The sequence below is a fragment of the Collinsella aerofaciens genome, from assembly GCF_028207065.1.
Taxonomy (GTDB): domain Bacteria; phylum Actinomycetota; class Coriobacteriia; order Coriobacteriales; family Coriobacteriaceae; genus Collinsella; species Collinsella aerofaciens_AR.
Map to the genome: position 1 here is coordinate 27,732 of NZ_JAQLFP010000011.1, position 25,500 is coordinate 53,231.

21 protein-coding genes are annotated in these 25,500 nt (G+C 59.0%); 11 read left to right on the top strand and 10 right to left on the bottom strand.

Going from position 1 to position 25,500, the window contains the following annotated elements; genetic code table 11:
* Positions 1-21: 21 nt before the first annotated feature.
* Entirely contained in the window at positions 22-1,635 is a 1,614-nt protein-coding gene (locus PMX72_RS04625) for a peptide chain release factor 3 (protein ID WP_271729560.1), read from the bottom strand.
* A 559-nt stretch (positions 1,636-2,194) separates the two neighbouring features.
* On the opposite strand from PMX72_RS04625, the gene PMX72_RS04630 reads away from it, so the two are divergent.
* Genes PMX72_RS04630 through PMX72_RS04640 form a run of 3 tightly spaced genes read left to right on the top strand, consistent with a single transcriptional unit; the run spans position 2,195 to position 4,175 of the window.
* On the top strand, positions 2,195-2,575 hold the full coding sequence (locus PMX72_RS04630; protein ID WP_117757273.1) for a GntR family transcriptional regulator: 381 nt from the start codon (positions 2,195-2,197) through the stop codon (positions 2,573-2,575).
* Positions 2,576-2,598: 23 nt separating this feature from the next.
* Entirely contained in the window at positions 2,599-3,480 is an 882-nt protein-coding gene (locus tag PMX72_RS04635; protein WP_271729559.1) for an ABC transporter ATP-binding protein, read from the top strand.
* Positions 3,477-4,175 (top strand): ABC-2 transporter permease, encoded by a 699-nt coding sequence (locus tag PMX72_RS04640; RefSeq protein ID WP_271729558.1) that lies wholly within the window; start codon positions 3,477-3,479, stop codon positions 4,173-4,175. The genes PMX72_RS04635 and PMX72_RS04640 overlap by 4 nt, the downstream gene beginning before the upstream one ends.
* Positions 4,176-4,263: 88 nt before the next feature.
* Here the strand turns inward: PMX72_RS04640 and PMX72_RS04645 are convergent, their stop codons facing one another.
* The 3 genes from PMX72_RS04645 to PMX72_RS04655 all read right to left on the bottom strand — a co-directional run bounded on the left by PMX72_RS04645 (position 4,264) and on the right by PMX72_RS04655 (position 6,686).
* The gene (locus PMX72_RS04645) at positions 4,264-5,565 is read right to left on the bottom strand and encodes a chloride channel protein (RefSeq protein WP_271729557.1); all 1,302 of its coding nucleotides are present in this window, start codon (positions 5,563-5,565) and stop codon (positions 4,264-4,266) included.
* Positions 5,566-5,690: 125 nt separating this feature from the next.
* Positions 5,691-6,224 (bottom strand): LOG family protein, encoded by a 534-nt coding sequence (locus PMX72_RS04650; RefSeq protein WP_117582834.1) that lies wholly within the window; start codon positions 6,222-6,224, stop codon positions 5,691-5,693.
* A gap of 36 nt (positions 6,225-6,260) precedes the next feature.
* The gene (locus tag PMX72_RS04655) at positions 6,261-6,686 is read right to left on the bottom strand and encodes a potassium channel family protein (RefSeq protein WP_055252221.1); all 426 of its coding nucleotides are present in this window, start codon (positions 6,684-6,686) and stop codon (positions 6,261-6,263) included.
* A gap of 585 nt (positions 6,687-7,271) precedes the next feature.
* Here PMX72_RS04655 and PMX72_RS04660 point away from each other — a divergent pair.
* Together PMX72_RS04660 and PMX72_RS04665 are read left to right on the top strand one after the other, a co-directional pair.
* Positions 7,272-9,785 (top strand): ATP-binding protein, encoded by a 2,514-nt coding sequence (locus PMX72_RS04660; protein WP_271746174.1) that lies wholly within the window; start codon positions 7,272-7,274, stop codon positions 9,783-9,785.
* 42 nt (positions 9,786-9,827) lie between these two features.
* Positions 9,828-10,307, top strand: a complete 480-nt coding sequence (locus tag PMX72_RS04665; RefSeq protein WP_271729555.1) for a pyridoxamine 5'-phosphate oxidase family protein — start codon at positions 9,828-9,830, stop codon at positions 10,305-10,307.
* 97 nt (positions 10,308-10,404) lie between these two features.
* Here PMX72_RS04665 and PMX72_RS04670 read toward each other — a convergent pair whose 3' ends face one another.
* Entirely contained in the window at positions 10,405-11,616 is a 1,212-nt protein-coding gene (locus tag PMX72_RS04670) for a MalY/PatB family protein (protein ID WP_271729554.1), read from the bottom strand.
* 112 nt (positions 11,617-11,728) lie between these two features.
* Positions 11,729-12,466 (bottom strand): SAM-dependent methyltransferase, encoded by a 738-nt coding sequence (locus PMX72_RS04675; RefSeq protein WP_271729553.1) that lies wholly within the window; start codon positions 12,464-12,466, stop codon positions 11,729-11,731.
* A 140-nt stretch (positions 12,467-12,606) separates the two neighbouring features.
* Between PMX72_RS04675 and PMX72_RS04680 the strand changes: the two genes are divergently transcribed.
* Complete coding sequence (locus tag PMX72_RS04680; RefSeq protein WP_271729552.1) at positions 12,607-13,434, top strand: TipAS antibiotic-recognition domain-containing protein; 828 nt, start codon at positions 12,607-12,609, stop codon at positions 13,432-13,434.
* Between the two features lie 52 nt (positions 13,435-13,486).
* The gene (locus tag PMX72_RS04685; protein ID WP_271729551.1) at positions 13,487-13,732 is read left to right on the top strand and encodes a glutaredoxin family protein; all 246 of its coding nucleotides are present in this window, start codon (positions 13,487-13,489) and stop codon (positions 13,730-13,732) included.
* A gap of 414 nt (positions 13,733-14,146) precedes the next feature.
* On the opposite strand, the gene PMX72_RS04690 is transcribed toward PMX72_RS04685, so the two are convergent.
* Positions 14,147-15,439, bottom strand: a complete 1,293-nt coding sequence (locus PMX72_RS04690; protein ID WP_271746175.1) for an IS30 family transposase — start codon at positions 15,437-15,439, stop codon at positions 14,147-14,149.
* Between the two features lie 383 nt (positions 15,440-15,822).
* Here PMX72_RS04690 and PMX72_RS04695 point away from each other — a divergent pair, with 383 nt between their 5' ends.
* The 3 genes from PMX72_RS04695 to PMX72_RS04705 are packed head-to-tail and all read left to right on the top strand — an operon-like array spanning position 15,823 to position 17,708.
* On the top strand, positions 15,823-17,109 hold the full coding sequence (locus PMX72_RS04695; RefSeq protein WP_271729768.1) for a hypothetical protein: 1,287 nt from the start codon (positions 15,823-15,825) through the stop codon (positions 17,107-17,109).
* A 57-nt stretch (positions 17,110-17,166) separates the two neighbouring features.
* The gene (locus tag PMX72_RS04700) at positions 17,167-17,433 is read left to right on the top strand and encodes a hypothetical protein (protein ID WP_195404319.1); all 267 of its coding nucleotides are present in this window, start codon (positions 17,167-17,169) and stop codon (positions 17,431-17,433) included.
* Between the two features lie 8 nt (positions 17,434-17,441).
* Positions 17,442-17,708, top strand: coding sequence for a ribbon-helix-helix protein, CopG family (locus tag PMX72_RS04705; RefSeq protein WP_195404320.1), 267 nt, complete (start codon positions 17,442-17,444; stop codon positions 17,706-17,708).
* A gap of 156 nt (positions 17,709-17,864) precedes the next feature.
* Here the strand turns inward: PMX72_RS04705 and PMX72_RS04710 are convergent, their stop codons facing one another.
* Positions 17,865-18,818 carry a tRNA dihydrouridine synthase gene (locus tag PMX72_RS04710; RefSeq protein WP_271746176.1) on the bottom strand — a complete coding sequence of 318 codons (954 nt, stop codon included), beginning with the start codon at positions 18,816-18,818 and terminating at the stop codon, positions 17,865-17,867.
* Positions 18,819-19,075: 257 nt separating this feature from the next.
* On the opposite strand from PMX72_RS04710, the gene PMX72_RS04715 reads away from it, so the two are divergent.
* The gene (locus PMX72_RS04715) at positions 19,076-20,062 is read left to right on the top strand and encodes a hypothetical protein (protein ID WP_271729770.1); all 987 of its coding nucleotides are present in this window, start codon (positions 19,076-19,078) and stop codon (positions 20,060-20,062) included.
* Between the two features lie 189 nt (positions 20,063-20,251).
* Here the strand turns inward: PMX72_RS04715 and PMX72_RS04720 are convergent, their stop codons facing one another.
* Positions 20,252-23,506, bottom strand: coding sequence for an ABC transporter ATP-binding protein/permease (locus tag PMX72_RS04720; protein ID WP_271729771.1), 3,255 nt, complete (start codon positions 23,504-23,506; stop codon positions 20,252-20,254).
* 223 nt (positions 23,507-23,729) lie between these two features.
* A complete protein-coding gene (locus PMX72_RS04725) occupies positions 23,730-25,421 on the bottom strand; it encodes an FAD-dependent oxidoreductase (RefSeq protein ID WP_117583290.1) in 1,692 nt (563 codons plus the stop codon).
* Between the last annotated feature and the right edge of the window lie 79 nt (positions 25,422-25,500).

The following is a 25,500-nucleotide window of genomic DNA, read 5'->3' on the forward strand; positions in this document are numbered from 1 at the left end:
CAGGGCCACCGCGCCGATGCATTAAAAGGCTACGTTGCCAAACTCCGACAGGATAAGATCGGGGTTGTGATCGGTTGCCCAATCCACGTTCCACGGGCTCGTGAACAGCAGCAGCTTACCGCCGCGCATGTCCTCGACGCGCAGGGTATCGCGCGTGAGCGAAAGGCCCGGGATATCAATGGTATCGGGGTCGTTCTGAATCCAGCGGATGTCCGTATAGGGCAGCGGCTGGCGACGGACCTCAACACGATACTCGGCCTTGAGGCGGCGCTCGAGTACCTCAAACTGCAGCACACCGACCACGCCCACGATGACGCTCTCCATGCCGGCACCCAGCTCGCGGAAGATCTGGATGGCACCCTCCTGGGCAAGCTCCTCCATACCCTTGACGAACTGCTTGCGCTTGAGCGTGTCGACCTGCGTAATGCGAGCGAACATCTCGGGGGCAAACGTCGGGATCTGCGGATACTGCACGTGGCGCTTGCCGGAGCACACGGTGTCGCCGATGCTAAAGATACCCGGGTCGAACAGGCCCACGATATCGCCCGCGTACGCCTCGTCCACGATGGCGCGGTCATCGGCCATCATCGACGTGCCCGTGGCAAGCTTGAGCTTGCGGTTGCCCTGCACGTGGAAGGCGTCCATGCCACGCTCGAACTTGCCCGAGCAAATGCGCACAAAGGCGATGCGGTCGCGGTGGTTCTTGTCCATATTGGCCTGGATCTTAAACACGAAGCCGCTAAAGTCGTTCTCGGCGGGCGCGACCGGCTCGCTGGTGAGTGTATCGGTATAGGCGCGCGGCGTCGGGGCCAGACGCAGGAACTCTTTAAGGAAGGGCTCCACGCCAAAGTTGGTAAGCGCCGAGCCAAAGAACGCCGGGCTCAGCTTGCCGCAGGCAACGGCATCCAGGTCGAGCTCGTCGCCGGCGCCATCGAGCAGCTCGATGTCGTCCATCAGGTTCTTATGGTTCTCTTCGCCAATAAGCTCATCCATGGAAGGATCGCCCAGCTCGGCCTCGACCTCGGCGACCTTCTTGGTGGCATTGGCGTGGCCGTCGCCCTCAAAGGCGATAACGCGACGGGTCTGACGGTCGAACACGCCGCGGAAGTTGCGGCCGCTGCCAATCGGCCAGTTCATGGGATACGTATTGATACCCAGGACGTTCTCGATCTCTTCCATGAGCTCAAACGGATCGCGAGCCTCGTGGTCGAGCTTGTTCACAAAGGTAAAGATGGGAATATGGCGCAGGGTACAGACCTTAAAGAGCTTTTTGGTCTGGGCCTCGACGCCCTTGGCGCCGTCGATGACCATGACCGCGGCGTCGGCAGCCATAAGGGTACGGTAGGTGTCCTCCGAGAAGTCCTGGTGGCCGGGGGTATCGAGGATGTTGACGCAGGCGCCGTTGTAGGTGAACTGCAGCACCGAGGAGGTAACGGAGATTCCGCGCTCCTTCTCGATGTCCATCCAGTCCGAGACGGCATGCTTGGCCGAGCTCTTGCCTTTGACCGAGCCGGCGGTCTGAATGCTGCCGGTATAGAGCAGCAGCTTCTCGGTAAGCGTGGTCTTACCGGCGTCCGGGTGGCTGATGATCGCGAATGTGCGACGCGACGAGATTTCATCCGACAGGCTTGCCATGCGGATCCTTTCTTGCATTGAGTGCATTACGTCGATGTAACCGTACTATTGTAGCCGCGAAACCTCGCCATAGGGCACCTATCAGGACAAATTCATTAGCCGAGCTCGCTGTGCACCGGGCAGCCGCCTCAAGGACTGTCTCAATCTGCAACAGATAGACGGGTTTTGAGCCTCTACCTGTTACAGATCGAGACAAACCGGCAGGCCCGCCGGCACAATCTCAACCTGTAACATCTAGCCGTCTAAATCAGGTCTAACTGTTACAAATCGAGATAAACAGGAAGGCAGGCAACCAATGTCTCAATCTGTAACATCTAGCCGCGCAAATCGACTCTTACCGTTACAGATCAAGACAAATAGGCAGGCGGGCAAATAACATCTCAATCTGTAACAGCAAGCGATCCAAAACGGACCTAGGTGTTACAGATTGAGATTGTTTTGGAGCAAGCGCGGCGCCGGCGGGCTATTCCACATTTAGCTCTTGCGTAACTGTGCATAGTGTATATATACTGTGCTTACCGGTTATATACACGTGTAGCCCAACAGCTAAGGAGCCGCTGTGGACATCATCCTATCCAATTCGAGCGACAAGCCCATCTACGAGCAGATATCCTCGCAGGTCAAAGCGCAGATCCTTTCGGGCGCACTCGCTGCGGGAGCCAAACTACCCAGCATCCGTACGCTCGCGAGCGACCTCGGCGTGAGCGTCATCACCACCAAGCGCGCCTACGCCGACCTGGAGCAACTCGGCTTTATCTGCACCGTGCAGGGCAAGGGCTGCTTTGTCGCCGAGGGCAACCAGGAACTCTTGCGCGAAAACCAGCTCTGCCATATCGAAGAGTTGCTTGCGCAGGCCGCTACGCAGGCCGAAACCCTGGGCGTCACGCGCGACAAATTGCACGAGATGCTCGACCTTGTAGCCCCCGAAACCATGCAGTAGCCATCTGCAAGAAAGGCTATACCATGCAAAACCTTTTAGAACTCAAAGGCATCTCACGCCGTGTGAGCGACCGTTTTTCGCTGCGTGATGTCACGCTCGCTGTGGAGCCCGGCCAGATCGTTGGCTTTGTGGGCGCAAACGGCGCCGGCAAGACAACGACCATTCGTGCCGCGCTCGGGCTTATAAAGCTCGATGCCGGCGAGGTGCATCTGTTTGGACAGCACTGCGACGCCAACGCGCCCGGCGAGGCACAGCGTCACCTGCGCTCCCGCGTCGGTCTTGTCCTGGACACGTGTCCTTTCCCCTCCACGCTCAAGGTAGGCCAGATCGAGAGGCTCGTAGGCCCGGCGTACCCCACGTGGAGTAGCGAAACGTTCGCCGGATTCATCAACCGATTTGGCCTCGATCCCAGGACAAAGGTCAAGGACCTCTCCCGCGGCATGGGCATGAAACTGCAGCTTGCCTGTGCGCTCAGCCACAATGCCAAGCTGCTCGTTTTGGACGAAGCCACCGCGGGCCTCGATCCCATGGCACGCGAGGAACTGCTTGATGAGCTGCTTGCCTTTGTCGCCGACGGCCAGCGCAGCGTGCTGCTCTCGAGCCACATTACGTCCGACCTCGATCGCACTGCCGACCGCGTCATCTGTATCGATAACGGCTCGATTGTGTTTGACCTGCCGCGCGAGGACATTACCGACCGCGCCGGCATCGCCCACTGTACCCAAGCACAGGCCGCCGAGCTTACGGCTTGCGTCGAAGGCGCCCGCGCCGCCCACCACGCCTACAGCGTGGACGTGCTCGTGCCCAACCGTCGCGATACGCTCGAGGCCTTTCCCGAAATTCCCTGCGATCGGGCAACCATTGATGACTATCTGCGCCTCATGCTGAAAGGGGCTTCGAAATGAAACGCGCCTTTATGTCCGAGCTCGCCATCGTTCGCACGCTTATCCCGAGTATCGCGGGCGTCGGCCTGTTCATATTCGTCGTGCTGACTCTCGCCAACGCATCGGATGGAGATTCCGGCATGAGTGCCGGCGCCTGCGCGGTCAGCGCCATGTCGCCCATCATGGTCATGAGCTCGCTGGCCGGCTTCGACAATCAAAACGGATGGGAGCGTTATCGGGCGACGCTGCCCTTCTCGCGCAAAGACATTATTTGTGCCCGCTACCTGTGCATCGTTGTCTTCTCGGCCATCATGGCCTGCGCCGCCGTGCTTTTGAACATCATCGTCCTTCCGCTCTTCAACAGTGCGGGCGTGACCTCGACAGGACAAACCGTCTTTGAGATCGCAATCGCCTCAGCAGCCTCGATGCTCATCTCACTCATGATGGTATTTCTGGCGCAGCCGCTGTTCTTTCGCTTTGGACACATGGAGGCGCTGCGCCTTTCCGTCGGCCTGTTTGCCCTGCTCGGATGCCTTGCCATGGCCGCACTGAGCTCCTCCAACCCCATCAGCAACTGGCTTATGTCGATTGCCGGGGCGAACCCCGATCCTGCCGTCCTCGGCTGTCTGTGCGCAGGAATTGCCGCGCTGGCCCTCGTGCTATGTGCACTGAGCTGCGCCGTCAGCACCAAGGTTTATCGAGTACGCGATCTGTAAGCATGCGAGTCTCGATCCACGAAGGGAGTGATCGCCCCCTCCCCGCAAATCCGTGGCAAACGGCATGTCCCCGGCGTGCGCCACCGTGCTACTCGCACAGCGGCTTGGGCAGCGGAATGCCTGCCGCAATGACGGCGGCGATGATCATGCAGACGATACCCTTGAGCGGGAAGCACATAAGCAGCAGGCCCACGACCATGACGGGCTGACGCATAACGGCGCCCATCGTCGAGGCGGTGCAGACGGCGACGCAAAAGACCGGATCGGTGCCGGTAAGGATAGCGAAGCCGTAGCCCAGGCTCACGCCCGAAAAGATGATGGGGAAGAAGTGACCGCCGCGCCAGCCCAGGTTGATGAGGGCGGGCGTCAGCATGGCCTTGACCAGACCGGTTGCAATAAGCACGCCGGCGGGGATGGTCAGATAGGTTTCCATAAGCACGTCGGCCTGCGTCTCGCCGGCAAACATGGTGAAGGGCAGAGCCGTACCGCAGGCGGCAAGTACCAGACCGGACAGTATGGCCTTGGCGACGGGGCGCTCCCCCATCGCGTGCGCCAGAGCCTCGCTCGCGTGCTCCGAGACAAAGTACAGCCAGCCGCAGACCGTGCCGACGAGCGACAGGGGGATAAGCCAGGCAAGCTCAAGGTTACCCACCTGGGCGGCCTCGAACCTCGGCATGCCCATGCCGCCGCCCATAAGCTGGCCGAGCAGCAGGTAGGTACCCAGACCGCCGGCAATCGCAATGCCGTAGACCACGGTCTTTTGCGCCTTGGGAAGCTTGATCGTGATCTCATCGGACGCGGACTCATCGTCATTAGCGCCCTGGCCGTCGGCGCTACCGGCGAGCGGTGCCACAAAGCCAAACACGGGCGCGGTGAAGAGCGCCGTCAGGGCAGCCTGAGTACCCAGCAGCGTGAGCTGCCTAAACTCGGCGCCAAAGCGACGCATGCGGTCGCCGACCCAGCTGCACAGGCCCGCGATAACGCCGGTCAGGCCGGCCTCCGGTCCAATACTTCCACCAAACAGCAGCGGCAGCAATGCCGCGAGCGAAAGCTTGCCAAGGTTGTCGTACGGGTAGCACCCGTCTTGCTTAACCTTAGCCATCACCTGGTTGAGGTCATCGGTCTTGGTGCCCGTAAGCTTTTCGTACAGACCGATCAGCAGGCCGCCCAGGAGGCAGACGAAAAACGGGTACGGCAGAAAGCCAAACGGGCCGCTTACGAGCTCGGGCGAAGCGACGCCCAGCATATGCGGGATCTCGGTCCATAGATAGTCGATACCGTGCTCCATCGCAAAAAAGAACAGCCAGACCGCGGCGCCTGCAAACGCACCGGTCACGGCAACGCTCACTAAAAACAACGCACGATTTTTGGGCTTTGCAAGGTTATCCATCGGGGCCTCCCGTGGTCAAAATCGACAAGGATACGTTTTATTGTAGAGCGAGCGTTACCCGAACGAGCCAACCGTCTGCGCCGCAAACGGCACCATTGGGAGTCATAGTGGGGCAGGCTCAAGACTTATCCGTTGATAATCGAGGCAATCTCGCGCAAATCGTCGGCAAAGTAGATGCCGTGCTGGCGCCTCGGGCTCGAAAGCCCTTTATCAATCATGCGTCCGAGCAGCGCCTTGAGATCGTTGTAGTAACCGTCCAGGTTATACAGGATGCACGGCGCGCTCAGATGCCCCAGCGACACGGCCGACATGACCTCGGCAATCTCCTCGAGCGTACCCGTCCCGCCGGGAAAGGCAATGAAGGCATCACCAAGCTCGATCATCTTGGCCTTGCGCTCGGCCATGTCGCTCGTCACGATGAGGTCGTCGATGCCATCGTGCTGAAACTCGGCCTCGATAAAAAAGCTCGGCTCCACGCCCGTCACGTGTCCACCGGCATCGAGCACGCTATCGGCGAGCGCGCCCATCAAGCCCGACTTGGACCCGCCGTATACCAACGCGTGTCCGTTAGCGCCAATCCAGTTGCCCAGCTCCTGCACCGCGGGCAGAAACGCCGGGTCATTACCGACGCTGGCACCCAGATACACGGTGATATTCATATTCAGTCCCCCTCATCGTGACGCACGGCGCCCGTTCTAGCGCTGGCGTCGACGATACTCGCGCACGCGACGCGAAAGATCGGCGAGCTCGTCACGATCGAGCTCTTCCAAATGCTCAAGATCGTCCATAAAGCGCGCCATGGTGTCCTTTTGGCGCATCTTGATGAGCGTATTGCAGTAGTTCACCGCCACGCCCGTAAGCATGGCGATGTAGAAGATGCTGATGACGCTCAAGACGACGGTAATCGCGCGGGCAACCGGTGTCTCGGCCGGAATGTCACCAAAGCCGATGGTCGAGACCGTCTCAAAGCTAAACCAAAGTCCATCGCCAAAGGTGAGGGTCGTGGGCTCGGACAGCCAGACGGCCGTCGAGCACAGCAGATAGAACACAAGAAACAGGCCCGTGATGCGCGCAAAGCCAGCCTGGCGCAACACGTCGGCAAGCGTCCTCAACTTGTTCATCGCGACCCCTTTTCCCAAGCGCCCAATCATGTTCGTTCGGTATTGTCCCACACTCGACACTCGAGGACGCTCCTTTTGTGCTGGCAGAAAGGGACTGTCCCCAACTGCCGGCACATAAGGAACGTCCCTAAGTGCCAACTCCGGCAAAGAGTGTCCCCGGCGACTAGTCGTTTAAGAACGTCCCCAATGACTACTACAACTGCCGGACAGATTGGGAACGTCCCTAAGTGCCGGATGTTAGGCAAGCTGAGCTGGTATCCTTATGCGGTATTATCTCGACTCGATAGGATTGCCTGTGAAACCTTCCGCCGTCCTTCGCTTAGCTCTATATCGCACCCTAGCTGTCGCGCTTGCTGCGCTCACACTACTGAGCGCCGTCATGCCCACCCCAGCCTTTGCCGCCGACTCCGACCAGCAGGTCAAGACGGTTCGCGTTGGCTGGCTCGTCAACAACAAAGGCTTCCAGGAAGGCACGCCGGGCGAGCGCCTCTCGGGATGGGGCTACGAGTACCTCCAGACCCTCTCGTATTACACAAAGGGCTGGCAATACGAATACGTTAGCGGCACCTTCTCCGAGCTTATGACATGCTCGAGGCAGGCGAAATCGACCTCATGCCCAACATCTCGTATTCGGCAGAACGCGAGCAGAAGCTGCTCTTTTCCTCGAACCCCGAGGGCACCGAGCGCTACTACATCTACGCCAGGCCCGACCGCGACGACCTGGCCAAGGGTGACCCCCAGGCGCTCCAAGGCCTCACCATCGGCTGCAACTCTGGCGTTATGCAAACTATCGTCGGCCAGCAGTGGCTCGCCGACGAAGGCGTTACCTGCACCTATAAAGAAATCGACACCGGCAGTGCCCTCTTTGAGGCGCTTGCAGACGGCGAGGTCGACGCCGTCATCATGAACGACACCATTTCGTCGCCCGATGCGTCACCCATGTTCTACGTAGGCTCGAGCGACTACTATTTTGCCGTTCCCAAAAGCCGCCCTGATCTGATGAACGACATCAACGCCGCCATGACGACCATCGCCCGCGATAACCCGCGCTATAACGAGGAAGTCAAATCGAGTTACTCGACCCAAAACAGTGGCTCGTCATCGCTCACCGGCCCCGAGACCACCTGGCTCAAAGAAAACGGCAATACCATCACGATCGGCTATCTTAAAAACCAACTTCCCTACTGTACGCAAAATGACGACGGCGAGATGGAAGGGTCGCTCGCCTCGCTTGCAACGACGTTGCACGACAAGTTTGGCATTACGGTCAAAACAATCGCACTCTCGAGCAACAAACAAATGATCAAAGCCCTTTCCAACGGGACCATCGATGTCGCCCTGCCGTTGTTTCGCGACTACTGGCTCGCCGAGCAGACAGGGGTCATCCAGTCAAACTCGATGGGAACGGTTTCGCTGACCGCCATTCACAGTGGCAAAAACCTGAACAGCGACCTTAAGAACATCGCTTGTACAAAGAGCACAATCGTTAACCGTTTTGAGCTCGAAAGTCTCTTTCCGAACGCAACGGTAACCGAGTATTCGAATGACGGCGAGGTGCTCAAAGCCCTCGATGAGGGGAAGGCACGTTGCATCATTGTCCCCAGCACGCGCCTGGAAACTCTCCGCGACATCTACGACATCGAGGATTTCGAAACACAGGAACTCACCAACACGGCACAACTATCGTGTTTAATTTCGCGCGGCAAGCCCGAGCTGCTGGGAATCATCAATAAGGGCATCGTCAATGCAGGTGAATCGCTCTCTGCAAACAGCTATTTCCCCACATCGTACTCGGCGCAAGAATCGGATGCGTTCCGACTTCTCTACCGCAACCGCATCGTCATTGCGGCAGTCGTCATTTGCATTTTGCTCACCGGCATCGTCATCCTTGTCTGGTCGCTTTACCGCGCACAGGAGGAACGGCAGAAAGCCGATGCCGCCAACGCCGCCAAAACCGCTTTCCTCACGCGCATGAGCCACGACATCCGCACGCCGCTCAACGGCATCCTAGGCCTTATCGAAATTGAGGAATTGAGAGAAGGCGACATGCAGGTCGCCCGCGAAAGCCGCGCCAAGGCGCGCGTTGCCGCCAATCACCTGCTGTCACTGATTAACGACATCCTCGAGATGGGCAGGATCGAGGAGTGCAAAGTGACGCTCGAGCACGAATCATTCAACCTTAAAGAGCTGTGCGACAATGCGCTCGTACTGTGCAAGCTCCGCGCATCGGACCGCGGCATAACCATGCTCGACACCAGCGAGCCCTACGCTGTCGACCAATATATGATCGGCAGCCCCACCCATATTCGGCAGATCCTTGTCAACCTGCTCGACAACAGCATCAAGTACAACAAGCACGGAGGCACCGTCACGTTCTCATCGACCATCAAACCGGTCGACGACGAGCACGCCGTGTTTTGCTTTAGCGTCTCGGATACCGGCATTGGTATGACGCCCGAGTTTTTGACGCACATTTACGAGCCGTTTGCCCAGGAAGGCGACGATGCGCGTAGCAAGTTCCAAGGAACCGGCATTGGCATGTCTATCGTCAAATCGCTCATCGATATGATGGGCGGCACGATTGAGATTTCGAGTGAGGTTGGCGCGGGAAGCACGTTCAACGTCCAGATACCGCTCGATATCGACAAGAACCCTCAGGCAAAAGAACGTGCGTCCAAGCAGACATACAGTTGCTCGCTTGCCGGCATGAACGTCCTTTTGGCAGAAGACAACGAGCTCAATGCCGAAATTGCCCAGGCTCTACTCGAAAGCGAAGGCATCGTCGTAACGCGCGCCGCCGACGGCAACAAAGCAGTCGACCTATACGTTAGTCGTCCCGCCGGCAGCTTCGATGCGATCCTGATGGACATCATGATGCCGGGCATGGATGGCTACGAGGCAACCCGCGCGATTCGTCTGAGCGAAAAGGCCGATGCAGCCGACATCCCCATCATCGCGCTCACTGCCAACGCCTTCAACGAGGACGCCAAGGCGGCACACGATGCCGGTATGAACGCCCATCTGCCCAAACCGCTCGACTTTAACAAGCTCAAAAACATACTCGCCCGCATCAAGAAAAACGGAACTGTTTCGCTATAGTTTGCGTTTAACCACCATGCACAGCCAGAAAGGAAGCCAACGATGTTTAGGCCCTTACGTCGAAAGAAACGCGCCATCACTGACGAGGAAGCGCGCGAGTTGCTCGCCACCTGTAAGCGCGGCGTCTTTGCCGTCAACGGCGATGATGGCTACCCCTATGCCATTCCCGTCAACTACTTCTTTGACGCCGAGCACGACAAGATTTATTTCCATGGCGCCAAGGCCGGCCACAAGGTCGATTCGCTCAGGCGTGACGATAAAGTCTGCTTTACCGTTTACGGCAACGAGTGGTACAAGGACGGCGACTGGGCTCCTTACGTCATGAGCACTGTGGTCTTTGGCCGTTGCCGCCTGGTAGATGAAGCGCCTGCGTTTATCGACGACAAAGTCCGCCAGCTCGCGCTTAAGTACTACCCTTCTGCCGAAGAAGTCGAGGAAGAAATCGCCAAAGACATCAAGGGCGTCCAACTCTACGAGATTTCAATTGAGCATCTTTGCGGCAAGCAGATTCAGGAAAAGTAGCGAATGCGAAAAACGCGCTCGCTACCCTCTGCGCCCCATGCGCCCACGCATTTTGACGGCGTGGGCGCATGGGGCAGCACTCGAATCGAGCGCCCCCCTATACCCCAAAAACGTAGCGGTCCAGGCGCTCACACGCCTCCTTTACCCGCGAAAGGGGCAGTGCCAGATTCACGCGAATGTGGCAGGGCCCGTGGAACGGGCGGCCGTCCTGATACCCCACGCCCACACGAGCGCCCTCGTCGAGCAGCCACTGAATATCGCGGCCATGCTCGCGGCACCACTCGGTGCAGTCCAGAAACACCATGTAGGTGCCCTGCGGACGCGAATAGGACACGCCCGCAAAATGCTTGTCCACGTAATTGCAGAAGTAGTCGACGTTGCCCTCGATGACCTCATTGAGCTCATCAACCCACTCGTAGCCTTGCAGCTGGTAGGCACCGATAAGCGCATGCATGGAGAGGACGTTCATCTCGTTGTAGTGCGTCTTGTTGGACACGGCGCACACGCGGTCGCGCAGCGTCTCGTTATAGATGATGTGGTAGCTGCCGACCAGGCCCGCCAGGTTAAACGTCTTGCTGGGCGCATAGAGGGCAACCGTGCGCATGCGGGCATCCTCGCTCACCGACTGCGTCGGGATATGCTTGTGACCCGGCAGGATGATATCGGACCAAATCTCATCCGAGATCACCACGCAATCGTGCTGGCGATAGATGTCCATGGCACGTTCGATCTCGTCGCGCCCCCATACGCGGCCGCAGGGATTGTGCGGCGAGCAGAACACCGCGGCATGGATGTGGTTTTGGGCGAGCTTTCGCTCCATGTCCTCAAAGTCCATGCGCCACACGCCCCGATCGTCGAGCTTAAGCGGGCTGTGGACAATGCGATAGCCCGCGGCTTCGATAGACTTGGTAAAGCCGATGTAGGTGGGACTGTGGACCAGTACCGCATCGCCCGGCTGGACATATGCGCGCAGCGTCGACACGACACCGCCCAGCACGCCGTTTTCGTAGCCGATATGCTCCGGCGCCAAGCCCTCAACGCCGTTGCGACGGCTTTGCCATTCGATGATGCGGTCGAAGTACTCGTCACGCGGATTGAAATAGCCAAACATGGGATGCTGGGCGCGCTGAATGATGTGTTCCTGAACCGTGGGCACCGTGGCAAAATTCATATCCGCCACCCACATGGGGATGCGGTCGAAGCCCTCGTCGGGTGCGTTCGGAGCCATGTCGGGAATTTCTCCCCAGGAGTCAACGGCGATGGCGTCCATACCGTGGCGGTCGATAAGCGAGGTAAAGTCGTATTTCATGCTGAGCTCCCGTGCAAAGCGGATTGTTTCGGTAGGCGTTATTGTCCACCAGCGTGGGCGGTTTTGGAGCGGAGTTTGGCGCTTAATTTGACGGGTGCGGACGAATGGCTGGTTAGTCTCGCGCGTCGTTGATGGCGGTTATCGTCAACCTGGTTCCGTCGACCGTAAAGGATATGTCAAGCCCAGCGTAAGCCAGATGGTAGACGCGGTTTGGCTCGTGTTTGCTACCCGCGCGGCGCGGATCCTGGCGAAGGACCTCGACCAACCCGGGGAGCTTTGTGGGCGGGACCATCTCCTGCAGCGCTTGCGGGAACTCGATATCGAGCTCTTGCCACGGCGTATCCTCAATCCAGCCGCCCGTTGCATCCGGGTGGCAGTCCGCAAACGGAATGTAGGGCTTAATGTCGTAGATGGGCGTGCCGTCGCGCAGATCGGCTCCCAGCACATGAATGATGGGACCGTCGTCGGTAAGCTCCACGCGGTCGAGCTTGACGCAGGTGAGACCGATAGGATTAGGGCGAAACGGACTGCGTGTGGCAAACACGCCCACGCGCTCGGCCCCGCCCAGGCGCGGCGGACGCACGGTCTTCGACCACTTGGCGTTGGTGCCGGACCTGTCCTGCGCCTTGGCATCGGCGGCGATGTCTTCCGCCGTGCCGCCGGGCGTTCCGTTTTCAAAGCGCCAGAGCAGCCATAGGTGAGAGAAGGAGTCCAGGCCCTCAACTGCCGCGTTAAAGGCAAATTCCTGCTCAAAGACGATGCGCCCCTCAAGATGAGGCGCCAAAAAGCTGTTGCGCGGAATGCCGAACTTCTGCGGCAGGTCGGTATGTATGCGTGCAATAGGTTCCATGCCGGTCATTGTACGGCACTGGTGCGCGGGCGAGGGGCCGCGATTCCCGCTCATCGCCATCTGCATGCAACCAACGGTTGCTTGGAAGGGTGCCTGCCGCCGCGTATGCTTAAGCCATCAACCAGCAGAAAGGAGCCGTTATGGCCTTCGCAGAAAAGCTCATCGCCGTCCGTCGCGCCAACAATCTCACCCAAGAGCAGCTCGCCGCCAAGCTCTACGTCACGCGCCAAGCCGTCAGCCGTTGGGAACGCGGCGAGGTCACACCGGGCATCGACATGATGAAGCTCATTGCCGCCGTGACCGGCGAGCCTCTGTCTCATCTGCTCGAAATGCCCGAGCACTATTGCCAGAGCTGCGGCACGATACTCACGCCCGACGACTGCGGCACCGATGCCGCGGGCGCCACGACCGACCATTACTGCAAGTGGTGCTACGACCGCGGCAAGTACACCTACGAGACTACGATGGAGGCGATGATCGAGGATTGCGCCCCGCGTCTGGCGCAAAACACCGGTATGTCACTCGACGAGGCCGTCTCGCTCATGGGCGCCGTGCTGCCGCAACTGGAGCGCTGGCGCACCGTGCAGGAAAACGAAGAGCGCTACGGCGCCGAAGCCCGGGCGCGCTATGGCGATGAGGCAATCGATGCGGCAAGCGAGGCGTTGCTGGACATGGATCCCGAGACATGGAACGACATGAAGGAACTTGAACGCGCTATTCTGGGTCAGCTCTCGATTGCCATGGGCGATGGCGACCCAAAGAGCAGCGAAGCCCAGAAACTTGTCGCGATGCATCGTCGTTGGATTGGCCTCAACTGGGGATGCGAGCCCCAAGACGAAGCGTATCTGGGCCTCGCCCGCGGCTATCTTGCCGACCAGCGCTTTGTTGACTATTACGACAAGCCCTGCGGCACCGGGGCAACAGCGTTTCTGGTCCAGGCCATCGAGTCATCGCTTGCTCGCGCATAGACCGCAGCGGCTTTGGGTATCTCAACCGAAACCTCAACCGATTGGAGACACCATGGCTACTGATCACGAACTCGTGCTCTACGTTATGACCGGCTGCCCGTATTGCATAAAGGTCAAGCGCTTTTTGGCCGATAACGGCGTGACCATCCCCGAGCGCAATATCTCGACCGATTCCGATGCCGAGCAGACGCTCATCGCCGTCGGCGGCAAACGCCAGGTTCCCTGCCTGTTCATCGACGGCGCACCACTCTACGAATCAAGCGGCATCATCACCTGGGCACAGAAAAACCTGCTCTAGCACTCATTGGGGACGCACTTAAATGAGTAGTCGTTAAAGAACGTCCCCAAATAACTAGCCCCGCCGAACCCAAACATGTACGCCAGCATCCAAAGTCGACATTTTTCGACATCTTTGGATGCTGGCGTACAGCTTTTTGCGCGGGTCCCTCACAACCACTCATTGGACGTACTTAAATGAGTAGGTAGGTTGATTTCCGATCTCAGCCGAACACATTGAGCAAATAGCCCATTCCCGCAGTTAGCCGAACGCCCCCGCGGCCCCTCCCGGGGTCCGGGGGCGGCATTTTCCCAGTTGAAGGAACGGTGGAGATGTGTTTCGATGGGTCCGGTGGCCATGCTCCGCCCGCCGCCCGGCGCCTCTTCCCAGACTCAGCCGGACGGTCGGTTCCGTCTATTCTCTTTTCCTTTCAGGCTAGGACAGCGGGGCATCGCCCCTCTCTGCGCGCGCCCGCGCGATGAGCCCCGGCGTCAGGTCGAGCTCGTCGATGGGCACGTCCTCGATGCCGTACGCATCCAGCAGCGTCTCCGCGTCGTCGCCGAGCATCGCCCGGAAGGCGCGGGCGGGCGTCGCGAAGCCGAGCGCGCCGCGCGGCTCGGAGTTCACGTGCGACATCGCCAGCGACAGGTCCGCCGGGGCCAGCCGGTCGAACCTGAGGCCGCGGCCCTTGGGCAGCAGCTTCCTGATCTCGACGTGGTTGCGCTCGCAGGCGCCCTTCTGGTCGCTGCGCCGGGGGTCGCAGTAGAACAGCCTCGTCTCGCCCCGCCCCTCGCCGAGCAGCGCCGCGATCGCGTCCTCGTCGGAGAACTCGGGGCCGTTGTCGGTGAGCACGGCGCGGAACACGCGGCGCGTCCCGTCGGCGCCGAGGACCGCCCGGACGCCCTCCAGGGCGCCCGCGACGCACCCGGCGGTCTTCTCCTCCAGCGGCAGCGCGAGCTGGAGCCTGCTGGGGCGGTGCAGCAGCGTGAGCAGGCAGGCGCTGTCCTCCCGGGCCCCCTCGACGGTGTCCATCTCCCAGGCCGCGGCGCACGCGTCCTCCCCGAGGGCGAGGAACGCGGCATGCGACCTGCGGGCGGAGTGGCGGGTCGCCGCCCGGCGCGCGGCGCGCCTCCTCGGCCTGTAGCCGACCTTGCGCCTGAGCTCCATGTTGGTCATGCCGTCGTAGCCCGCCGAGACCCAGCGGTAGATGGTCGACGGCGACAGGTCCACCGGGCCGCCGTTGCGCGCCGCCATCTGCTCGGGCGACAGCCCCCGGCGCAGGCAGTCCCTTATCGCCTCCAGCCTGGCCGCCGCGGCGGGCTCGTCGGCGTCTATCCCGCGCCTGGACGAGACGAGGACCGAGTCGGCGCACAGCTGCGCGGCCCGGGCCTCGTAGAAGACGTGCGGGCGGCGCTTGCGGCCGGCCGCGCGGTACCGCCCGCACCCGTTGCAGCAGCGCGGCCACGCGGCCAGGCGCGGGCATGCCGCAGACAGGTCGGCGGAGGCGTCCACGCGCTCGCCGCGCCTCTCCCTCGGCGCGGTCACGAACCTGTGCGACGCCACCTCCGAGCACACCGTCGAGGGCGACCTGCCCAGCTCCCTCGCGATCTGCCTGCACGACGCCCTGCGCTCCAGCATCCTCTGGACCGTGTCCCGCTCGTGCCTCGTGAGCCTTCCGTAGGCCCTCGGGACCGCCCTTGCGGAGCCCCTTTTCTTCTTTCCGGACATGCCGTCCTCCGATCTCCCGGGGCCGGCCGATCCGGCCCTCGGGGTATCGGGTTCCCACATTCATCCGTACATGTACGGATGAATGTGGGAGGTGTTCGGATAAAGTCGATAATCAAGGAAATGAGTAGGTAGGAATTCAGTTTCTCAAATATATAGAACATACGTTTGCTTATATGCTATACTCGCCTCAAGGCATGAGACTGGTCGAGAGATCCCGCGGAGGTCCCCAATGACACGCTGGAGCGAGCTCGGTAAGTAAGATCGGTGGTTACTGCACTCGTCCATCTCAGACAGGTTGCGCTCCTGTTCGCCGTCGCCATCAAAGAACGGCACTCACAACCAAACGTTTCCGTTATCCGTGAGTCACACAGGAATGCATCGTTATGGCTAAAAAGATTCCAACCCTTTCACCCGACATTATTTCAAACACCTGCTCAGATATCAGCAGGATTGTCGAGGCCAAACACCTCGGCCAGAAAGGTATCAACCATGAGACCTCCTCGGAAGGGGCTCTGCTCATCGGGCGCCGTCTCGAGCAAGAGATTGCCGGATACCCCATCTCCAATCTCAATGGCTTACTCTCGCCCATCGCTTGCCACCTCAAGCAGCACTTTAGCCCAAGTCTGGGCCCGACTTATCTCAAGCGTTGCATAAAGCTCGCACGAATTGTTCCGGAAGACATGGGTTTTCGACCGGAGCTTGATCTGGAACACTATCAGTCGCTCGCTCACATCGCCGACAAAGATCTGCGCTTAGATCTGATGAACGTTGCCGCGGATAACCATTGGAGCGCGTTGCGCATCGATCGTCATGCCCGCTATCGAAGTCCGCAGGACACTTTGGATGCTTGGGAGCGCCGTGTGCTTGAATCAAATCAAGAAGTACGGCGCTTCGCCCGCGCCTACACAGATGCCTGTGGAATCATTTCACTCGATGAACTTATTGAGCTCTACAACTCCTGTGCCCCCAATCCAGTCTCGAGATTTGAGATAAATGAGACTATTTGGCAAATCAGGAACGAATCGGGACAAATCGACAATCCCTGCATTATATCCAGAGATAGAAAACTCTATCTCATAGCGCCAGAGCTCGATGACGCTGTTGATGAAGCCCCTTATTACTATGATGACTACGGATACTCCTATCGAAAATATGAACGGCGCAGCGAATACACCGGTGAGATGCGCGCGCTGCGCGAACGGCGCGTTGGCATCAGAGTAGCAGCCATCTTCGCCGGTCACGAACGTCTTCCAATCAGAAGGCTCAGCTATGACGAAGTCATCTGCGGGCATATAAAGTGCAGTCGATCTGTCGAACGACTCAAGCAGTACGTCCTGAGAGACCCTGAGCTCAGGGCATCTGATTTCCATGCAAGAGAAGATGAGTTCGATTTCATCATGACAAAGCTTTTGCGTTCCGTTGGACTCAACGGTATGCCGACAGCCCAGCAAATTGCCGAAGACGCAGCTTTCTTATTGATTGTCGTACGACCCGAGCTTTATGAACGCAAGAAAACACCCGAGGTCTCCAAGCTCCTCTCGATAATCTATGAAGACGCTCCCCTCTGGGAGTTCAACGGACGCTCACATTCCGAGCTGAGAAGCGAAGAAGTGCTGGAGCCTCCGGTGCCAATTTCACATCGAGAAGTCCAATCAAAACAGGCCGCTTAACCCTATTAACTGCTTGCATTTTTGTCTACAAAACTGTATACAAAAAGAGAGGCCCTTATGGAGCTCATCGCAATCCACCCCCATGCCCTCAAGCACGGGCTGACGGAGACGGATATTACATGCGCCTGGAACTCCGCTTTCGCATGGTTCAGGCGTGATCTTGAAAATGGAGGTATCGATTACGTTCTCGTTGGACTTGATGGAAGAAGCCGTCTCATGGAACTCATCGCTCGATATTGCCCCGATCGAGATGGCTACATCATTTACCACGCCCTTGTCCCTCCTACGCGCAAGGTGCTCAGGGAAATCGGGGTCGATCGATAGGAGACGCTATGGACGCTAAGCAGCTCGAGAAGATGATGGGGTTTGCTCCCGGAGAGCTGGAAAAGGCAGCAGAGGCATACGAAAAAGATGAGTGGCCAAAGGGCCGCACCATCAAGTTAGGGAGGCCGCCGATCTCCGATGAGCCGAGCGTTGTTTTGTCGGCACGCGTGGGTGAATCGGTTCTTGAGGCGTTTGACGCAAAGGCAAAGCGTCATGGGCAGACACGCACAGAGCGGATCAGGGAGCTCATTACGCTCGATGCAATGATTGCCTAGTCCCCCGCCGAACCCAAACGTGTACGCCAGCATCCAAAGTCGACATTTTTCGACATCTTTGGATGCTGACGTACAGCTTTTTTGCGTGGGTCCCCCACAACCGCTCATTGGGGACGCACTTAAATGAGTAGCCGTTAAAGAACACCCAATGACTAACTAGCCGCAAAAGCGAGCGGTTGACGCGAGCGGCTGCTCGCGAAAGACGCGCTCGACGGCGGCGCGGTATTCGTCGACCTTTTTGGTCTTGCGCACGATCTTGTGAACGGTAGCGGGATCGGCGAAGGCGCACTTGGCGTAGAACCACCACTCCTTCATGCGGAAGACCGCGTTGCCGCCAATCTCTTCTGCATACGCCGCAAACAGCGTGTCGTGGAAGCGTTGCAGTTCAGCTGCCGTGGCAGTAGGGCCGCCCTTAACCATGCGAGCCAGCGCGGGGTTCGCAAGCAAGCCGCGTCCCAACATTACGTGACGCGTCCCGGGATAGGCCTCCACCAGCGCATCCATGTCCTCAAGATCAAAGATGTCGCCGTTGTAGGCCACCGGGAACGGCGCCCGCTCCAGCGTCTCGCCGTAAAATTCTTTGCGCGGCGAGCCCGTATAGCGGTCCTTTTGCACGCGCGGATGCACGATCAGCTCTGCCAGCGGCATGCGGCAATAGAGGTCGAGTACGCGCTCGTATTCGTCGTCGCTTTCCAACCCCAGCCTGGTCTTGACCGACACCGGCAATGGCGAGCGCTCGCACACGTCACTCAAGAACACCTTGAGCTCGTCCAGATTGCGCAGAAAGCCCGAACCCTTCCCCTTGGCGACAACCGTGCCCGAGGGGCAGCCAAGGTTGAGATTGACCTCGCGGTAACCCATGTCGGCGAGCACCTGCGCCGCCCACACAAACTCGTCCGCGTTTTTGGACATCAGCTGAGGCACCACGTTAAGCCCCTGGTTATTGGCGGGATCGACCTCTTTAAACGCCTTGCCGCCAAAGCGGTTGCCCACCCGTGGCGGCGGCAAAAACGGCGTGTAATAACAATCGAGCGCACCGAAACACTCCGCATGCACGCAACGGAACACATGCCCGGTAATCCCCTCCATAGGGGCCAGCGATAAATACATCGACATCCATTCTCACATCAATGTGACAAAGGGACTGTCCCTTTGTCACATTTGCAAATCATCATTCGGCTGTTTATTTTGGCACACATACGTATCGGGCGGCATCATCGCGTGGGCACAGGAGCAGCCGCTCTAAACCAGGGCTGTCGTGGCACTTTTGCCGTATGACCTGCGCTCACCGATGGCGGGATTCTCTATACTGAGTCACATATGACGGCATCGCGCCACAACGACCGCCACGACACCAAGGACCAGCCATGGCAGCACTCTCCGAACAAGAACGTAAGCGCATCCAGCGATACTGCATCTGCCCCAAGGTTGCCGGAGCGGCGCTTGCCATGGCATTCGTGCTGCCCTTATCGATCATTCCCTTCGAAATGATCGACGACATCGTCTTCCATCACGAAGGCTTTCAAGAGACGGGCATGATGACCGCCTTGGTGCTCACCGCCATCGAGCTCGTCATATTCTGCTATTGCGCTCTCGCCCCGCGCTTTGGCATGCGTGGCAAGCAATGGAAGGAAATGCAGTACCGGCTCGCCGTCGAGCAGAACGAGAAAGACCGCTCGGCACAAATCGCAGGCGTTGTTGGCACGCAGGCCGCCGCACGCCTGCTCAAGAACAGCGACAACGAGGCTGCACGCAACCTGGGCGGCGCGGCAGAAGTCGCCGCTGCCGTAGGCGCCGTCGCCACCGCGGCAGACGTGCTTGCCGAAAGCTTTGCCAACGCGAAGGCCATGGCAGAGGCCTGTGGCGTACCTATCCCCCATGCAAAAAAGTGGATTGTCGCGCTTGTGGCGCTGCCCCTCGCAATCGTGTGCGGCGCCTATATCCCACAGCTGGCGCAGGGAAACATCGAGATGCAAGAAAACGCCGCGGCCGCGGCCGAGCAGATCGCCATCGCTCGCAAGGCGCTCGAGCCCTCATGCGAGTACGTGTCCGCCGATGACCCCTACGAGCGATATCAAGATTACGGCTATCACGTTCGCGGCTACCTGCACGACGGTGACTCCGATGCTCAGAAGACCTATACGTACCTGGATTTTGACAACAAGGGGACGCTCACGGAAGTGAGCTACGCGGCAGAGATCGACCCCGATGCGAGCCTCGAGGACAACCTCGCCCGCATCGAACTCGACCTTGACGAACTTTCCTCTGTCGTCCAGACCATAGACGTCAAGACCGCAAGCCCCGAGCTCCTGGCACCGCAGAAGCTCCCCGAAGAGTTTAGGCAGGCTTTTTGAACGGCTCGCTCTGCGAGAGAATCTCTATCAGGACGAGTGACGACCCTATCAAAGCGTATTACTCGTTTGACACGGATCCCGAGGACGAGTTTGACGAGTACACCCATCCAACCATCCGCATCACGCTGATGGGCAAAACGAACTAGGCGCAGGAGAGAAATGTGGCAAAGGGACTGTCCCTTTGCCACATTATTCGGAGCGTAGGGCTTCTACGGGGTCTTTCTTGGATGCGCTACGGGCCGGCAGCAGGCCGGCGACAACCGTCAACAGCACCGAAATCGCGATGAGCACCAGCGCATCCTGCACGGGCAAGCTCATCAGGTTGGGGACCTGCTTGGCCGCAAGCGCCCAGGCATTAACCGGGAAGCTCACGAGCACCACGACGACAATGGCGAAGACGCCGGCAATGAGACCTTCGATGAAAGTCTCGGCATTGAATACGTTGGCCACGTTACGCTTCGACGCGCCGATCGCGCGCAGGATGCCAATCTCCTTTTTGCGTTCCAGCACGCTGATGTAGGTGATGATGCCGATCATGATGGAGCTCACGACCAGGCTGATGCTCACGAATGCGATGAGCACCAAGCTGATGGTGTTCACGATGTCGGTCACCGAACCCATGATGATGCCCATGTAGTCGGTGTACGAAATTGCCTGTTCATCGTGGCCGGCAGCTTTGACCTGCTTGTTGTACGCATCGATGTGATCGAGCACGCGCTCCTTGGCCTCAAAGTCGCGCGGGAAAATCTTAACCGAGATGGGGTCTGCCTCATCCGCATAGCCCAACGTGGTCAGATTGTTATCGTAGGTGAGCTTTGACGCCTTGGCGTAGCTCATCATGAGCGAACTCAGGTCCTCGGCGTCCATGTTGAAATGGATGGCACGCGCAAAGGCGCTCGCATCCACACGCATAGCGCTCGCTAGGTTGGCAAAACTCGAAGACATCTGCGTCACCATCTGGCCCATGAGCCCTGCCGCGCCTGCCTTGAGCTGAGCTGACACCGTCGCCGCAATCTGATCGCTGATTGTCTTGGTCACCTGATCCATAGACTGCTGCAGATACGGAGCCAGCTGCTTTTGCACATAGTCGGTCATCGCCTGCTGCAGGCGCTCGGCCAGGGCATCGCCACCGAGTGCCTTGAGCTGAGCCAGGATTTGCTGGGCCGCGTCATCATTCTCAAGATACGCCGAGAATGCGGCAGCGAGCTTTGACGCGTCCTTAAGATCTTCGGGCGACAGCACCCTAAACTGATCAGACTGCAAAAAGCCCTCAAACAGCTGGTTGGCTAGTGTTCCCACCTGCTGCATTTGCTCGGGCGTAAGTTCCAGACCGTCAAAGATACCCGAGAAATCTGGGGTTGGCGCTTTGGCCATAATGTCACCAAAGTCGATATCCTTCCCAACGCCCGAAAGGTCAAGGTCCAGCCCGGACAAGTCGATACCAGAAAGGTCCACACCGCCGGCAGCGCCCGAAAGCGCAGATGCATCGAACGAGAACGCGCTCTTGAGCTCCGCCTCGTCCACGCTGAACATGCTGCCCAGATCAACGCCTTGTTTGGCCTCGCCTTGCAGTTCATCGAAAGACTTGCCCGTAAAGACATCCGTCTCGGGGTGGACAAGCTGCTCCTGCACAATCTGCGAATTGGCGGCGCGTTCCATAAGCTGGCGAGTCAGCGCATGCGTATAGGCAATGCCCGGAGTCAATGCGCTCGCGTTGGCCGTCTCGTTGGGTCGCACCACGCCCACAATGCGCACGTCAATACCGTCAGCAACCTTGGCCGCCATAAAGTCGGCATCGCCAGACATGTCAGTCCACATGCCGGTCTCTTCGTTTTTGCGATAGGCATCGGACGGCGACAGCACCTTAAACGTCGTGGACAGCGCATCGTCGTAGGTAAAGTCGGTGCCGGCCTTGGGCGTCTCGACCTTGCCGTCGGCCGTCATGGCACTGTTAACCAGGTCGTTGAGCTCATCGATATCCAGCGCACCGATGCTGTAGAGCGTGTAGTCACCCACCGTGCCGCGGCTCGAAAGCACCATCACGGCCTCGTTGGCAGACGTAGGCCAATGGCCGGCAACGACATCGTACTGGCTGTCGAGCAGGCTCTGGTCGTCAATCATCTCGTTAAAGACCGAGGTTCCCATGGAATCCATGCTCACCGTTGCCGCCGAACTTGCGCCGCCGCTCATGGCCTCGGTCATAGCGTTGGGCACCAGCCGGACAGGCTTCTCATCGCCCTTGCCCGCACGATAGACAACCGGCGTCACGCCATAGCCGTACTGGATAGCATTGACCTCTTTATTGATACCGTCGCCACCGGCATCGAGCCATGCCTTAAAGCTCGTCATATCGTTAGATTTAACGCTCGCAAACATGTCCTTTACGGCTGTGACCACAGGGATCTTGTCGGTTCCCTTAGCTTTGCCACCGGTAGCGTCATCGGACGAGCCCTCGCCCTTGGACGCTTCCTCATCCGTAGCCCCATGCCCGCCCATCATGGACGACAGGTCGTAATCTTGTTTGGAAATCGTGAGCGGGTAGCTCGAGAGCGTGTCCTCCTCGACCTTTTTGATGTAGCCGTTTACGCCATTGGAGAGCGCCAGAATCGCCGCGATGCCGATAATGCCAATCGAACCTGCGAAGGCAGTCATGGCCGTACGGCCCTTCTTGGTCATGAGGTTTCGGGCAGAAAGCCCCAGCGCCGTCACAAAGCTCATCGAGGTTTTGCGCGTAGGTTTAGCCTCGCGACGCGCGACCTCGGCAGCATCAAAGGGATCTGAATCGTCGGTGATCTTGCCGTCCGCCAGGGTGACGATGCGCGTGGCGTACTTGTACGCCAGCTCGGGATTGTGCGTGACCATGATAACCAGACGGTCGCGCGCAACGTCCTTGAGCAAATCCATGACCTGCACGGACGTCGTTGAGTCCAAGGCGCCGGTCGGCTCGTCAGCCAGCACGATCTCGGGGTCGTTGATCAGGGCGCGGGCAATGGCCACGCGTTGCATCTGCCCGCCCGAAAGCTGGCTCGGGCGCTTGTTAACATGCTCGCCCAGACCAACTTCCTCGAGCGCCTTGCGCGCACGCTGGCGGCGCTCCGCATGCCCCACGCCCGTGAGCGTAAGCGCCAATTCCACGTTTTCCAAAATGGTCTGATGCGGAATGAGGTTATAGCTCTGGAACACAAAGCCGATGCGGTTGTTGCGATAGGCATCCCAATCGCGATCGTGAAAGTCCTTGGTCGAAATACCGTCGATCAGCAGATCGCCCGAGTCAAAGTGGTCGAGTCCGCCGATAACGTTGAGCATCGTAGTTTTACCCGAGCCCGAGGGGCCCAAAATGGCCACGAACTCGTTATCGCGAAAAGACAGGTTTACGTTGTCGAGCGCCACTTGCGTAAACGACTGCGTAACGTACCTTTTGCAAATATCTTTGAGATCCAGCATGGACGGCAACCTCTCCCCCGCGGGTGCACTCACCCGCTCTCCCCCGCCGTTCACATTCGACGCGTTAGCCCTACTCTATCCCCATTTTTGGCCGATACCAGTGAGGAATGTAACGAACCGCGCCAAAAAACGAACGGGACAGCACGCCGCATGGCGCACCATCCCGCATATAACATCCCCGATGCGACAAAGAGGCTGTCACTTTGTCACATTCCAATGCGCGCTACTTTTCGAGCCCGCACGGCATAACGTTAGCGCTGCCGCGGCGAGCCTCAGTCACGGCTGCAAAGAAGCGATAGCCGCCCGAGAAGTTAAAGCACTCAAAGCCATGCTGCGCCAAAATGCGGCAAGCAATGTAGCTGCGAATGCCGCTCTGGCAAATCACGTAGACCGGCTTGGCCCGGTCGAGCTCGCTCAGGCGATTGCGCAGATCATCGACGGGAATGTTTACGAAACCATCGATATGCCCGCGCTCATACTCCCCTTCCGTACGAACATCGAGCAGCTGCACGCTGCCATCGCGTGGCAAGTTGGGCTCATCCTCCCAATGCCACTGCGCCAGTATGCCGCGATTGAGGTTCTCGATCATAAAGCCCGCCATATTGACGGGATCCTTCGCCGATGAATACGGCGGCGCGTATGCTAGGTCCAAATCCTTAAGCCTATCGCCGCGCATGCCTGCCTGGATGGCAGTCGCCAGAACGTCGATACGCTTGTCCACACCATCGATGCCCACGATTTGCGCACCCAGCAGGCGCAATCCCTGCTTCTCGAAGACAACCTTCATGGTCATGGGCGTTGCACCCGGATAATAACCCGCATGCGAACCGGGCGACAGGACCACGCTGTCGCAGTCAATTCCCGCCGCGTGTGCCGCCTTTTCGGATAGTCCCGTGCTTGCCGCCGTCAAGTCGAATACCTTGATAACCGATGAGCCCAACGATCCGAGGTAGCAGCTGTCCATGCCGGCTATGACATCGGCGACGACACGCCCCTGCTTGTTGGCGGGGCCGGCGAGCGAAATGACCGCGTCCTCGCCGGTCACCTGATGCGTGACCTGCACGGCATCGCCCACGGCATACACGTCGGCAGCAGAGGTCTCCATGCGGTCGTTGACCACAATAGCCCCCTTGATGCCCAGTTCGAGCCCCGCCTCTTGCGCCAGATGGCTCTCAGGTGCCACGCCAATGGCAAGCAGCACCATATCGGCTCCGATAGGGTCATCGCCCGCAACATGGGTGACAACGCGGCCATCAACTTCCTCAAAACCTGTCACATCGGCCTTGAGGCGCAGATCGATACCGTGCTCACGCACCTCGGTATGCAAAAGGGTCGCCATGTCGTAATCCAGGTTGTTCATAAGCTGGACGGGACGCTGCAGAAGGGTCACCTGGAGCCCCAGCTCGCACAGATTCTCCGCCGTCTCGACGCCAATGAAGCCGCCGCCGATCACGACGGCACTGCTCGGTCGCCGCTCTCGAACATAGCTGTGAATACGCAGCGTGTCCTCAACGGTGCGTAGGCTAAAGATTTTATCCGAGTCGATGCCCGGCAACGCAGGGCGGATCGGCTTTGCACCCGGCGACAGGATGAGCTTGTCATACGTCTCGACAAATTCCTCGCCCGTCAGCATATTGCGAACCTCGACCGTATGCGAATCGGGATGGATGGCAAACACCTCGTGACTCGTCTTGACCGCAATGCGAAAGCGATCCCAAAAGCCCTTGGGAGACTGCAGCGTCAATGCGCTCTCTTCTTCTATCACGCCGCCAATGTAGTACGGAAGCCCACAATTGGCATACGATACAAAACCCGTGCGCTCAAAGATGACAATTTGGGCCTGCTCGTCGAGTCTGCGCAAACGTGCCGCCGCCGATGCGCCGCCCGCGACGCCTCCAACGATAACCACCTTCATAGCTAACGCACCACCTTTCCCGTGTAGCCGCTTATGCCGCCGATATTCTTGACACTGCCATACCCAGAACGCTTAAGAA